Raw genomic sequence first — 13648 nt, 5'->3', positions numbered from 1 at the left:
TCATTCCTCGGTCAACGCGGAGCCGGCGCGGTCGAGCAGCGGCTTGAACAGATAATTGAGCAACGAGCGCTCGCCGGTGCGCACAAACATCTCGGCGGGCATGCCGGGCTTGATCACCAGGCCGTGGAGGGTCTCCAGCGCCGCCTCGCTGACGGTGGTGCGCAACACGTAATACGGCGCGCCGGTTTTTTCGTCGAGCATCTGGTCGGCGGAAATCAGGCTGACCTCCCCCGGCACACGCGGGGTGCGGCTCTGGTTAAAGGCGGTGAACAGAATATCCACCGGCAGGTGCGTGCCGACCTTGTCCACCAGGTGCACCGGCAAGTGCCCTTCGACTTCCAGGCGCGTGCCCTGGGGCACGATTTCCAGCAGGGTTTCACCGGCACGCACCACGGCGCCTTCGGTGTGCACGCTGAGGTTGACCGCAATGCCGTCAGCCGGTGCGTTGATCTCGCTGTGTTGCAGATCGAAGCCGGCCGAGGTGAGTTGCTGCTCGAGGGTCAGGCTGCGCAATTGCGCGTCGGCCAACTGGCTGCGCACGTCCTTCTGGTATTCCTCGCTGTGCTGCTGCAATTTCAGGCGCGATTCAAGGATGCCCTGCTCCACCCGGCCGCTCTCTCCGGTGTTCTGCGCCAGGTCCTGTTGCACCTGGGACAGCTGGCGTTGGTACTCCATCAGCCGGTTGCGCGGGATATAGCCGTTGTCGGCCAGGGGTTGCAGGTTGCTCAGTTGGTCGCGCAGGGACTGGGCCTGGGCGGTCAGGTCGCTGCGGGCGCGGCGCATGCCGTTGAGCTGCGCGGTGGCGCCCTCGATATTCGCGCGGATGCCCGCCTGTTCACGGGCAAAGGCTTCGCGACGGCTGCTGAACAATTGGCGCTGGCCTTCCAGGACCAACGCCAGTGCTGGATCGGGGTTGCTGCTCAGCTCGGCGGGAAAGGTGATAGCGGATTGGTTGTCGCGCTCACTCTGCCACCGCGCGACGCTGGCCCAGGCCATGCGGTACTGGGCCTGCAGGGACTGCACGTCGGCCTGGTGCTGGGTCTGGTCCAGACGGAACAGCGGCTGGCCTTGCTTCACCAGTTCACCCTCCTTGACCAGGATCCGACTGACCACGCCGGGGCTGAAGGTTTGCACCGCCTTGCGTTTGCCCGACACCACCACCGTGCCCTGCACCGGGATGCCCTGGTCCAGGGGCGCCAGGCTGGCCCAGAGGAAAAAGCCACCGGCACCGACCAGGGTCAGCAGCCAGCCCATGCGCGCAAAGAACCGGGGGTCGCGCTCTTTGAAACGTGGTTCAACAGTGATACTGCTCATGCGCCTGGATTCCTTCCGGCTTGATACTGACGGCTGAAACTCACACCGGGTTTTTCCTTCGGTGCTTCCTGCTGGCCCGATAACGCCCGCAGCACGTCCTGGCTCGGCCCGAACGCCTGCAAACGCCCTTCGTTGAGCACCAGCAATTTATCGGCCTGGGCCAAGGCCGAAGAACGATGGGTCACCAGCACCACACTGCTGCCCTGGGCCTTCATCTGCACAATGGCGCTGGCCAGCGCGGCTTCGCCGACGGTGTCGAGGTTGGAATTGGGCTCATCCAGTACGATCAAGCGCGGCCCGCCGTACAGCGCACGTGCCAGGGCTACACGTTGTTTCTGGCCGCCGGACAGGCCACCGCCGTTATCGCCGAGGACCGTGTCATAACCGTGGGGCAGGCGCAGGATCAATTCATGCACGCCGGCTTGCTGCGCAGCTTTCACTACCAGCTCGGGGTCGGCCTCGCGAAAACGTGCGATGTTGTCGGCGATGCTGCCGCTGAACAGTTCGATGTCCTGGGGCAGGTAGCCGATGTGCGGGCCGAGGTCGTCGCGGTCCCAGCGGTGAATATCCGCACCGTCCAGGCGCACGGTGCCGGCCAGGGTCGGCCACACGCCCACCAGCACGCGGGCCAGGGTAGATTTGCCGGAGCCGGAGGCACCAAGCACGCCGAGCACTTCGCCGGCGCCAAGGGTGAAGCTGACCTGATGCAAGGTGGGCATGCGCCGCCCGGGCGGCCCCGCGCTGACCTGTTCGAAGCTGACCTGGCCCTTGGGTGCGGGCAATTTCATCTGCTCCACTTCCGGCGGGAACTCGCGCAGCAGTTCGTCCAGCCGCTGATAGGCCAGCTTGGCCGAACTCCATTGCTTCCAGACCGCAATCAGCTGGTCGATGGGGCTGAGTACACGGCCCATCAGGATCGAGCCCGCGATCATCATCCCGGCGGTCATGTCGCCCTTGATCACCAGCAGCGCGCCCAGGCCCAGCACCAGGGATTGCAGGCACAGGCGCAGGGATTTGCTCAACGCGGTGATCACCGACCCGGTATCACTGGCTCTGTTCTGCAAACCCAGGAACTGCGAATGCACAGCAAACCAGCGGTGGCGCAACGCGCCGAGCATGCCCATGGCCTGGATGGTTTCGGCGTTGTGCAAATGGCTGGTGGCCAGCTGCGTCGACTGCTGGGAGAAGCCACTGGCCTCGCCCAAGGGTTTCTTGGTCAGGTATTCGTTGAGGCACGCAAGGCCGATCAACAGCACTGCGCCGGCGGTGGCCAACACCCCGAGCCATACGTTGAAGAGGAAAATCACAAACAGGTAGATGGGAAACCACGGCGCATCGAAGAACGCGAACAGCGCCGGCCCGGTGATGAATTGGCGGATATGGGTCAAGTCACCCAGGGATTGCCCGGCATGCCCCTGGCCGCGTTGCAGGTTGCGCTCGAACGCGGCCTTGTACACGCGCAAGTTGAAACGCCGCTCCAACTGACTGCCGATGCGGATCACGATAAAACTGCGGATGACTTCGAGCAGGCCAATAAAGGCAAAGAAGCCCACCACCATCAGGGTCAACATCACCAGGGTGGTTTCATTCTGCGAGGAGAGCACACGGTCATACACTTGCAGCATGTAGATCGATGGCACCAGCATCAACAGGTTAATCAACGCGGTAAAACAACCGACGCTGATCAAGATGCTCTTGTATTCACCCAGCGCCTTGAATAAAGGCGCAACCGCATGGGGCCTGGCCATAGGTTCTGATCTTCCTTGAATCAAATTACGCGCATAAGTTTGCCGTCCTCCGCGATAGAGGCCGCTCAACTAATGAAATCGAGTTATAGGCTTATAACAACAACTAAGGCACTCGTTTTAATTCAACCACGGTGCCGGACTTCGTCCGTGCCTGGTACTCACCGTCTTTCTGACGATTCAAATGGGTGATCCCGCTGCCTTCGGCATTGAACAGCCAGATACCGTCGGGTGTGGGCGACCAGGTCAGGGGCTTGTCCCCCAGCCACTGCGCCACACAGGCCACATCTCCGCCCAAAGCATTGGCCTGCTCGAGCAGGTCCAGTGCACACACCTGATCCTGCTGGTGCAACTGCCAGTGCCCGGCCAGTTGGGCGCTGGTGGGTAAAACAAGACTGCTCGCCATTGCGTGGGCTCCTGCCGACACGAACATCACCTGCAACACGCAGGCGATCACATTGTAAAAACGCTGCATCTGAACGCTCCAGCCTGGAGGCGCGGCGCTTGCGCGCCGCGCCCGTGCATCATGCCACGATGTCGCTGACCGCTGCCTGGCCGACGGTGGTGACGAGGAAATCCGCCACGCCGTGCCCGGAGAAGTCCACGGCCAGGGTGCCCAGGTTGGTACCTGCCGCGTAGGTCAATACCGCATCGCCGGCATGCCCGGTGAAGGCATTGACGAAGGTCAGGCCGGCCCCTTTGGTGATGCCGCTGAGGTCTATCTTGTCGGAGCCCGAGGTGAAGTCAAAGATCTTGTCCGCCGCCCCTGGCTTGGAGTCGGAACTGGCACCGAACACAAACGTGTCGTTGCCCGCGCCGCCCCACAGTTGATCCGCGCCGCCAGCGCCGTAGATGAGGTCGTTGCCGGCGCCACCCTTGATCACGTTGGCCGCGTTGTTGCCGATGATCAGGTCGTTGCCCGCACCGCCGAACGCGTTCTCGACGGTCACGCCCTTGGCGATGGAGACGTTGCCCACCAGGCCGCCAACGTCGGAGAACGAGGCCTCATTGAGGTTGATCTTCTGGTTCTGGGTAAATCCGGAGAAGTCCAGGGTGTCATTGCCGCCACCGTCCCAGACCGAGAACACCAGCTTGTCGGCGTTGGAAGTGGCGCTGAGGAAATCACGCCCGGTGTTGGAGTTGAACCCGTAGGTGGTGTCGCCGGCGCGGGTGTTGTAGTTGGCACCGTAGAGCTTCTGGATCGCGGCGATGTCGTCGATCAGCGGGCCGGAGGCATAGGCTTCTACCCCGCCTTTACTGAAGTTCTGGTTGGTGTTGCTCTCGCTCCAGTAACTCATGAGGCTGTAGCCACGCGTGTCCTGTCCATAGGTCGCGTCGTTGTAGGTCGGGGCGCCTTCGCCGGCGTTGTAGTCGCCAGGGTGAGCCAGGCCCAGGGTGTGCCCGATTTCGTGGGTCAGGGTCTGCCGGCCGTAGTTGTTCAGGTCCGGGGTCTTGTTCGGCGTGTAGCTGTTGTTGGTCAGGTACCACGAGGTGCCGTCGTAGCCTGCACCGGTGCCGGGCAGGTAGGCGAAGGCTGCCGCGCCGTCCTGGCCGCCGCTGTAGTTGCCGAATGTCATGTGGCCGTCACCGCCGCTGGCTTTCTCGGTGAAGGTGACGTTGGCCACGTCCGACCAGGATTGCATGGCCAGGGCGGCCTGTGCTTTCTGCTGGGCGTTGAACTGGCTGAAGCCCGAGATGCCATGTTTGTTCATGGTGCTCGAGGACGCCGAGGTCAGGAAGGTGTAGGTCAGGTCGATCTTGCCGTTGCCGTCAAAGTCCCGGTACGCGGCGCCGTCGCGCAGCAGCTGGGTGGCCGCCTGGTCAACGGTGTAGGAGGGTTTGCCATTGATCGTGAGATTGCCGCCACGGTCATACAGATGGCTGAAGCTATCGATTTGCGAGTAAGCGGTGCTGGCTTGCGCCGCCGACACGATAGCCTTGTCTTTTGCTTTTGACATAAACGTACTTCCTTGTTTGCAAATGCATCAGTCTTGGGTCGATAGGAATCCCGTGGGCGAGATCGTCCTATCACTCGCCTCTTTTGAAGGCGTCACGAAACTGACACAACTTGAAATCTTTCGTCTACATCTTTTCAAGGATGAAAATTGACCAACAAACATGCATTCCAAGTTAGGCGCCGTATCTGTTGGGCAACGTTGCTGTTGTCCGACAAAAGACAGCGGCGGGTTATTTAAATATTAAATAGCGCTAAAGCCGCTCAAGTTGAACGGCGTACTTGATAATTGGATCCATTGTATTGTCACGGTGTCATTGGCGACATTAAACAGCCACTGTTTATATTTATATATCGGCGCTGGCCCTCCATTATCGGGACGCGCGCCAGCCCGTGTCGTGCAATGCCCGTAACAACGTTTCGCCTTTCAAGCCCGGCACCTGTACGCCGTCGTCCGTCATCATGTCTTCGCCTGCCAGGATCGCGTTGATGATCGCCTCCTCCACCGCCTCCGCCGCAGCGCTGAACAGCGGGGATATATGATCGTTATTCACCATCTGCAAGGTGCTGCTCAACGGCAGGCCCTTGCGCGCGTAGTCCGCTGGCGGCAGCTCCTGGTTGCCGGTGGCGAAGGCCAGGAACAGGTCGCCGCTGGAATCCTCGGTGCCACCCCCGGTGCGCGCGATGCCGATAGACGCGCGCTGTGCCAGGCGCTGGCATTGGTGCGGCAGCAGGGGCGCATCCGTGGCGATGATCACCACGATCGAGCCCATGCCCGGCGTGCCTCGTTCGGCGAAAGGTGACGGGATGTCCGTCAAGCGGCGGCCCACCGGATAGCCGTCGACCCGCAATTCCTGGCGCTTGCCATGGTTGGCCTGGACCAGCACGCCGACGGTCCAGCCGCCCTGCTCTGCCGGCAAACGGCGCGAGGCGCTGCCGATACCGCCCTTGAATTCATGGCAGATCATCCCCGTCCCACCGCCCACGGCGCCTTCTTGCACGGGGCCGCGTTCGGCGCTCTCCAGCGCCTGGCGCACATGCTCGGGGGTGACGTGCTGGCCCCAGATATCGTTGAGCAGGCCGTCGTAGGTTTCCATCACCACCGGCATGCACCAGTACACCGCCGGGTCCGCCAGGCGCTCGCGCTCCAGGGCAATCAAGGTGTCGCGCACGATGCCGATGCTGTGGGTGTTGGTGATGGCCAGCGGCGTAGTCAACAGGCCCGCCTCGCTGATCCATTCCAGGCCAGTGGCGTCGCCATTGCCGTTCAGCACGTGATACCCGGCAAAGCACGGCTGCAACCGCGCTTCCCCGGCGCGGGGCTGGACCACGCTGACGCCAGTGCGCACCTGTTTACCGTCGACACGGGTCTTGAGCGTACTGTGACCAACCCGAACCCCGGGAACATCGGTGATGGCATTCAACTCGCCGGGTGTGCCCAGCCCCAACGTGATGCCCAATTGACGTGCACGCATAACCACTCCTTACAATTTTTGAAAGGCCGGACTCGACCTGCCACTGATGCAATACAGAATCACCGACAGGGCCAGTAAGCCGATGATGATCATGATGTCGCGTACTGACGCCGCGTAGATCAAGGTCACCAGCAAGTAACCCGCGCCCAGTGCAGCCAGCAACGCCGGCAGCGGCCACAGCGGCATGCGATAGGGATGCTCGCGGTCGCGCAGCAGCACGCGGCTCATCAGCGCGCTCAATGCCACCACCAGGTACACCAATATGATCAGCAATACGCTGAACGAGGTGAGGTCGGCCAGGTTGGAGCTGAAGCTCAGCAACGCCGACGGGATCGCCAGGAACAGCGTGGCCAGCCAGGGCGAATCCCAGCGCGGATGAATGCGGGTGAACAGCTTGTTGATGGTAGGCGTCCACAATGCATCGCGCCCGCTGCTGAACACCACGCGGCCAATCTGGATAACGATGGCGACGATGGCGTTGAACACCGACAGGAAGATCCCCGCACTGACCAGGCGCGACAGGGTTTCATTGCCATGACTGGTGAGCAGGTAGCCGATAGGGTCCGGGCTGCTGATCATCGCACTCAGTGACGGCGCGCCGATCAACAGCGCCGTGATCGGCACCAGCTCGATCACCACCACCAGGCCCAGGGACCACAGCACCGCCTTGTGTACGCCCTTGCCCCCGCATTTCATGTCTTCGGCCAGCAACACGGCGGGGCCGTAACCGTTGTAGGAAAACAGGCCAATGCCTACCGCGCCGATCACCAGGGCCCAGGGCGCCAGGTGCAATACACCGTTTTCGACGATCTGGGGTTGAAACAGCACGCTGGCGGGCTGCACCGGGTTACCGAAGCCGATGCACACGATCACCAGCAACGCCGCGACTTCCAGCAGCAGGCAGGTCCCGGTGATCCAGGCGTTGAGCTTGATATTGAGGATGCCCAGGGCGTAGCTGCACACCACGATCACCAGGGCCACGGTTTGCGCGTCGAAGGTGGTACCCAGGGCATTGTTGAGATAGGTGGCGGCACCGGTGGCCAATACCGGCGGAATAAACAACAGCATCACCAATACGGTCAGGAACGTCGCGTAGCCGGCCATGCCACCGAACACGCGCTTGGCATACACATACTCGCCACCGGCGCTGTTATGGGCGCGGCCCAGTTCGGCGTAGCAAAACGCGAACATCAGCGCGAGCAGCCCTGCCATCACGAACGCCAGGAACACGCCGCTGCCGGCCTGCTGGATGGCAAAGGGCGCGATCACGAAGACGGAACTGGCGGGGGTCACAGCCGAAACGGTGATGGCCACCACATCGAAGACGCTCAGGGTGGGTTTCAGCACGCCATCGGGCGTGGGGGAAGTGCTCATATCGTTATCCTCTGTCGTTGTTCTTGGTGTGAGGCAGAAACGAAAGGTCTGAAAGTGACGGGATATGTTTCCCGCTGAATGATGCCAAAGGTAACCGTGGGGTTTATGCCAGCCAATTCCCCTATTGGCGTACTCCCCTTGACGGCTCCCGGCAAAAGCCGAACCCTTGGCCGACCTTTTGCTGGCGGGAGCCTGCTACATGAGCCTGTTTCGCGAAGTCGGCATGCACGCCGGCCTGGGCCGTACCGTTGCGCACATCGGCACCGAGCGTTTCTGGAAACAGCTGGTGCTGTTGCTGCACCAGTGCGTGCCCTTCGATAACGCGCTGGCGATCTTCTACCCCGTGGATGGTGCGCCCCAGGCACTGGAAGAGTACGACGCCCAGCCGAGCAGCAAACCGGCGTCGATGCTGGCGTACCTCAATGGCCTGTATTTGCTCGATCCGTTTTTCCAGGCCTGTCGCGAGGGTTATGCCAGCGGTGTGTATCGCCTTGAGGAAGTGGCGCCGGACCATTTTCGCCAGAGCGAATATTTCCTCAGTTACTTTCACGACAATGTGCTGGAAGACGAGGTGCAGTTGATCCTGCAATTGCCGGGCGTGGGGACGCTGTCGCTGTCACTGGGCATGCAGCGGCGATTCAGCATTGAGGAGACCGGGTTGCTGACGACGCTGGCCGCCTGGGTGCTGCCGTTGATGCAGCAGCATTGGCAACAAAGCACCCGGCGCGTGCCGGCCATGGACAGTCAGATCCGGGATGCGCTGAGCCAATTTGGTTGCGGCGTGCTCTCGGAGCGCGAACTGGAAATCGCCCGCCTGGTACTGCGCGGGTTCTCGTCCAAGGCCATGGCCGAACGCCTGCATATCTCGCCGGACACGGTGAAGGTGCACCGCCGGCATCTGTACGCGAAGCTGGACATCTCGTCACAGCCGGAACTGTTTTCATTGTTTATCCAGTCGTTGGGGCATGACCTGGAAAACCCCTGACATCGGCGGTGTGCCCGACGCAGCCTCGCTTGCGCTCGGCAGCTGCTACGGGGGCGTGGGATGGCGCGTAGCAGCTGTCGAGCCCTGGCGAGGCTGCGTGAGGCCCTCACAATCGCCGCGAGAACGTGGAGGGTCAGTGATGTCGGCGGTGTGCCCGACGCAGTCTCGCTTGCGCTCGGCAGCTGCTACGGGGGCGTGGGATGGCGCGTAGCAGCTGTCGAGCCCTGGCGAGGCTGCGTGAGGCCCTCACAATCGCCGCGAGAACGTGGAGGGTCAGTGATGTCGGCGGTGTGCCCGACGCAGCCTCGCTTGCGCTCGGCAGCTGCTACGGATTTGCGTTGTATCTACGGGATACATGGGCTTTTAAAGCCACCAGACATCCCACAGCGGGTAGTCGTGAACACGACTGACCAGCCCTGCACGAATGGGGTTACACACCACGTAACGAGCAAAATCTTTCAAGTCCGCTTCGCGCCGTACACCACGGTCATGATAGCCCTTTTGCCATAAACGCCCTTTACGACCTAGAGCGCCGTTAACCGTTAAGCTGCTGCGCGATTTAATTCGGCACATCAGTTCCGCCAATGTCCGCTCATGGAGTTGAACCAGCCAATGCATATGATCTGGCATGACCACAAAGGCCAGAGAGTTAACCCAATCATCCTCGTGGGCTTCTCGAAACTGCTTCACAACCAGGCGCCCGAGCCGCCAATCGTCGAAGATTGGTTCACGCCGGTTCACCACGGCGGTCAGCAAGTAAACGTCCCCTGCTTGTGACACTCTACCGATTCGCAAACGGCCTGATTTGTTCGAAGTGAGCATTCCTTGCCCCCGTTCTATTGAAAGGAGGCAAGGACACTACAGAAAAAAACAGCTAAACAGCGAACCCAAAAGGCGACGAGATATTACTCGTCAGCGGCCCATTCGAATGGTGTTCCACACCCGCGTGCGAATCCGGTCGATGTTCAGCGGCATCGCTTCCAGCGCGAATAACTTGCCCATCATTTCGTCGCTGGGGTAGATCTTGGTGTCGGCCTTGATCTCAGGGTCTACCAGGCTATCCGCTGCACGGTTGCCATTGGCGTAGTGCACGGAGTTGGTGATGTCCGCCATCACCTGGGGCTCCAGCAGGTAGTTCATGAACGCGTAGCCGGCCTTTTCATCGGGGGCATCGGCGGGCATGGCGACCATGTCGAACCAGATTGCGGCGCCTTCCTTGGGAATCTCATAGCCGATCTTCACCCCATTCTTGGCCTCCTTGGCGCGGCTTTCGGCTTGCAGTACGTCGCCGGAGAAACCGACCGCCACGCAGATGTCGCCATTGGCCAGGTCGCCGGTGTATTTCGAGGAGTGGAAGTACGCCACATACGGCCGCACTTTCATCAGCAGCGCCTCGGCCTTTTTGTAGTCCTCGGGGTTTTTACTATGGGGCGGCAGCCCCAGGTAGTTAAGGGCGATAGGCAGCAATTCCGGGCCGTTATCGAGGATCGCCACCCCGCACTTGCTGAGCTTCTCCATGTACTCGGGCTTGAAGATCAGGTCCCAGGAATCCACCGGTGCGTTTTCCCCCAGTACCGCCTTGACCTTGTCGATGTTGTAACCGATGCCGGTACTGCCCCACAGGTACGGGAAGCCATGGGCATTACCCGGGTCGTTGTTTTCCAGGGCCTTGAGCAGTACGGGGTTGAGGTTTTTCCAGTTGGGCAACTGACTCTTGTCGAGCTTCTTCAGGGCGCCGCCCTGGATCTGCCGTGCCATGAAGTGGTTGGACGGAAACACCACGTCGTAGCCGGAGTTACCCGTCATCAGCTTGCCGTCGAGGGTTTCGTTGCTGTCATACACGTCGTAGCTGAAACCGATGCCGGTTTGTTTCTGGAAATTCTTCGTGGTGTCCGGCGCGATATAGCTGGACCAGTTGTAGATCTTCACCGTCTCAGCGGCCTGGCTGATAGCGGCCACCCACATCAAGGGCAACAGGGCAATGGCTTTCATGGTTCGATTTCCTGGCGATTTTAGGGCTGTTTTTATGGCAGGCGATCAAGGATCAAAGCGTTACAAAATCAGTACGTAGGTTTTGCGCACGGTTGCCTGGATGTCCCAGATACCGGTGCTGTTGGCCGGCAACATCAGTGCGTCACCGGCTTGTATGTGAACGATTTCACCGTTGTCAGGGGTGAAGGTGCAGCGCCCCTGGATAAAGTGGCAGAACTCCTGGGATTTGATCTGCCGACGCCAGCGGCCCGGGGTGCATTCCCAGATACCGGTCTCGACGCCGTCGCTGCGTTCAACGCTCAAGGTCGAGGCCACGGCGATCGGCTCGCCCAGGGGCACGGCCACCGGTGATGAGTCCGGCAGGTGGGCATGCAGCGTGTCTTTGAATTGAGTGATGCTCATGGGGTTTTCTCGTGTAGGTGAAACGGCTCAATGCATGAAACCTTCCATGAACCCGGCTATGCCGATCGCCAGCTTGCGGCGCCAAGGCGCGGTGTTGGGGTTGGCCAGCACCTGGTCTTCATGGACAAAACTGCGAATGATCGCGTTGTAGCCAAGCCAGCGGCATGGCTCCGGCTCCCAGGCCTTGAGCGCGTGCAGGCCACGCTCACGGATCACCCAGGGTTGGTGGATAAGCGGTGTGTCGCGACCGAGGATCAGGTCGGCCAGGGTGCGGCCACCCAGGTTGGTGGCGCCGACGCCCTCCCCGCCGTAACCACCGGCCAGGGCGATGCCGGTCTTGTGATCGCAGAGCATGTGCGGGCGGAAACGGCGCGACATGCCGAGGTTGCCGCCCCAGGAATGGGTAATCCGCACCTTTTTCAGCTGTGGGAAGAGTTCGCCGAACAGGTAGCGCCGCAGTGCCACTTCGCTGTCAGTCAAATCAAAGTTGTGGCGCAATTTGCCGGCGAACTGGTAACCGCCGCGGGCGCCGAACACCAGGCGGTTATCCGCCGTACGCTGGCCATAGGTGACCTGGCGGCTATTTTCGCCAAAGGCCTGTCCACGGCTCAGGCCGATTTCATCCCAGGTACCGGCGGGCAGCGGTTCGGTGGCAACGATCAGGCTTTGCACCGGCAACTGGTATCGGCCGAGGGGCGGCAAGGTATTCGCATAACCTTCGACAGCCGGCACCACCCAGGCAGCCCGCACACGGGCCTTGGCGGTGCGCACAGTGCCGGACTGCCAATGGGCAACCGGGCTGTTTTCATAAATCGTCACGCCCATGTTCTCCACCACCCGCGCAAGGCCGCGCACCAGCTTGGCCGGGTTGATCGTGGCGACATGGGGGGCATGGATACCGCCATAGGGCTTGGCGATGCGGATCTGCTCAGCCAACTGTCGAGGGCTCAGCCAGCGGTAGTCGGCTTCGGTCAGGCCTTGGGCGTAGAGTTTGTCCAGATAAGCGCGCAGGCTGCCTTCCTGTTCGGGATAGCGCGCGGCGCAGTACAGCGCGCCGCCCTTGCGGTAATCGCAGTCGATGCCTTCACGGGCCAGCACCTGGGCCACTTCGTCGGGAATGCCATGCAGCAGGTCGAAAGAGGCGCGGCGCTGTTCAGGCGCAAGGCCGGCCAGCAGGCGGTCTTCGCCCAGCAGATTGCCCATCAGCCAGCCGCCGTTGCGACCCGAGGCGCCGAAGCCAGCGGTTTGCGCCTCGATAATCGCGATCTTCAGCTCAGGCGCCTGGCGTTTCAGGTAGTAGGCGGTCCACAGCCCGGTGTAGCCGGCACCGATAATGGCCACATCGACGTCCAGGTCATGCTCAAGGGCCGGCCGCGCCGACAGCGGGTCGTCCAGTTGGTCCATCCATAAACTGATAGTGCGCCATGCCGGCATGCCAAGTTCCCCAACCACGTTTCGATGGGGGGATCCTAGAACTGCGGGTTATTCGCTGTCTTGCGCGCGTGCACGCAGGGAAATTTGTTTGACGTAGGCCTTGGGCGACTGGCCGGTATGCTGGCGGAAGGCGCTGTAGAACGCCGACAACGAATTGAAACCGGCGGCGAAGGCCAGGTCGTCGACCTTGATCGGTGGTTGCGCGGTATCCAGTGCGGCCAGCAGGTGCTGGAGCCGAGCCTGGTTGACGTAGCGGTAGAAACTTTGCCCCAGCACCTGGTTGAGCAGGTAGGAAATCTGATTGCGGCTGTAGCCACACTCCTTGGCGACGCGCTGCAGGTCCAGTTCCGGGTCCAGATAAGGCTGCCTGCGCTCGAAGTACTGCTGCAAGTCATTGGCCATATGCCCCAATTGCTGGGGGGACAGGCCCAGGCGGCTGACGCTGGGGCGCTGGGCCTGGGAGGGTTGTTCATGCACCAATGACGCGTACTCGTTGACGCGCCAGATCAACCCATCGCGGACGGTGATGGCTTCGCTGGTACGGAATGACACCAGTCCCTGACCGCCGCGCAAGGTGATGCGGTACTGGATGAATGCCGTGTCGCCATCGGCGCGGATGCGGTCGGTATGTTCAATGGCCTCGTCGGCTTCGCGGGGCATGCTGGCTTGCAGGTACTCACGCAGTTCGGCGTAACCGACCACACGATTCTGGAAAAAGTCGTGGTACTGGATGTCCGGGTGGTAGTAGGACATCACGCCCTCAAGGTCGCGATGACGCCAGCACAGGTGGTGGCGCAGCACCAGCTCACGCGTGGCGTGGGTGTTATGGCAATCATCGTCTGGCGCGATGTCGGGCATGGAAGGCTCTGAGGCGGGTAAACCTCGGAGATTGCCGAATTTTGCCAGTGCCGACAATGGCCAATTGGAACTTCGCATTAGTGGCATTGTGCCCAGTCATTGGTAAGAGATGACC

General features: G+C 61.3%; 12 protein-coding genes. 1 reads left to right on the top strand and 11 read right to left on the bottom strand.

Annotated elements, in window-relative coordinates; all coding sequences use genetic code 11:
- The 6 genes from BM416_RS00475 to BM416_RS00450 form a co-directional block, all read right to left on the bottom strand.
- A complete protein-coding gene (locus BM416_RS00475; RefSeq protein WP_092484137.1) occupies nt 1–1314 on the bottom strand; it encodes an HlyD family type I secretion periplasmic adaptor subunit in 1314 nt (437 codons plus the stop codon).
- Nucleotides 1311–3062, bottom strand: a complete 1752-nt coding sequence (locus tag BM416_RS00470; RefSeq protein ID WP_092484134.1) for a type I secretion system permease/ATPase — start codon at nt 3060–3062, stop codon at nt 1311–1313. The genes BM416_RS00475 and BM416_RS00470 overlap by 4 nt, the downstream gene beginning before the upstream one ends.
- Nucleotides 3063–3165: 103 nt before the next feature.
- On the bottom strand, nt 3166–3534 hold the full coding sequence (locus BM416_RS00465) for an AprI/Inh family metalloprotease inhibitor (RefSeq protein ID WP_027605779.1): 369 nt from the start codon (nt 3532–3534) through the stop codon (nt 3166–3168).
- 49 nt (nt 3535–3583) lie between these two features.
- On the bottom strand, nt 3584–5017 hold the full coding sequence (locus tag BM416_RS00460) for a serralysin family metalloprotease (RefSeq protein WP_092484132.1): 1434 nt from the start codon (nt 5015–5017) through the stop codon (nt 3584–3586).
- Between the two features lie 367 nt (nt 5018–5384).
- Nucleotides 5385–6488: a DmpA family aminopeptidase gene (locus BM416_RS00455; protein ID WP_092484129.1), complete on the bottom strand. Its 1104-nt coding sequence runs from the start codon at nt 6486–6488 to the stop codon at nt 5385–5387.
- Between the two features lie 9 nt (nt 6489–6497).
- Complete coding sequence (locus tag BM416_RS00450) at nt 6498–7862, bottom strand: APC family permease (protein WP_092358082.1); 1365 nt, start codon at nt 7860–7862, stop codon at nt 6498–6500.
- Between the two features lie 199 nt (nt 7863–8061).
- On the opposite strand from BM416_RS00450, the gene BM416_RS00445 reads away from it, so the two are divergent.
- Complete coding sequence (locus BM416_RS00445) at nt 8062–8847, top strand: helix-turn-helix transcriptional regulator (RefSeq protein ID WP_092484126.1); 786 nt, start codon at nt 8062–8064, stop codon at nt 8845–8847.
- 363 nt (nt 8848–9210) lie between these two features.
- Here BM416_RS00445 and BM416_RS00440 read toward each other — a convergent pair whose 3' ends face one another.
- The 5 genes from BM416_RS00440 to BM416_RS00420 all read right to left on the bottom strand — a co-directional run bounded on the left by BM416_RS00440 (nt 9211) and on the right by BM416_RS00420 (nt 13533).
- Nucleotides 9211–9669 (bottom strand): REP-associated tyrosine transposase, encoded by a 459-nt coding sequence (locus BM416_RS00440; RefSeq protein ID WP_092484123.1) that lies wholly within the window; start codon nt 9667–9669, stop codon nt 9211–9213.
- A 90-nt stretch (nt 9670–9759) separates the two neighbouring features.
- Nucleotides 9760–10839, bottom strand: a complete 1080-nt coding sequence (locus BM416_RS00435; RefSeq protein ID WP_092484120.1) for a polyamine ABC transporter substrate-binding protein — start codon at nt 10837–10839, stop codon at nt 9760–9762.
- 60 nt (nt 10840–10899) lie between these two features.
- Nucleotides 10900–11241: a cupin domain-containing protein gene (locus BM416_RS00430; protein ID WP_092484117.1), complete on the bottom strand. Its 342-nt coding sequence runs from the start codon at nt 11239–11241 to the stop codon at nt 10900–10902.
- A 27-nt stretch (nt 11242–11268) separates the two neighbouring features.
- On the bottom strand, nt 11269–12675 hold the full coding sequence (locus tag BM416_RS00425) for an NAD(P)/FAD-dependent oxidoreductase (protein ID WP_092484114.1): 1407 nt from the start codon (nt 12673–12675) through the stop codon (nt 11269–11271).
- A 48-nt stretch (nt 12676–12723) separates the two neighbouring features.
- Entirely contained in the window at nt 12724–13533 is an 810-nt protein-coding gene (locus tag BM416_RS00420; protein WP_092484111.1) for a helix-turn-helix transcriptional regulator, read from the bottom strand.
- Nucleotides 13534–13648: the final 115 nt, after the last annotated feature.

It is taken from the genome of Pseudomonas sp. NFACC42-2 (assembly GCF_900116055.1).
GTDB lineage: Bacteria > Pseudomonadota > Gammaproteobacteria > Pseudomonadales > Pseudomonadaceae > Aquipseudomonas > Aquipseudomonas marginalis.
This window is presented reverse-complemented; position numbering and strand designations above follow the sequence as displayed.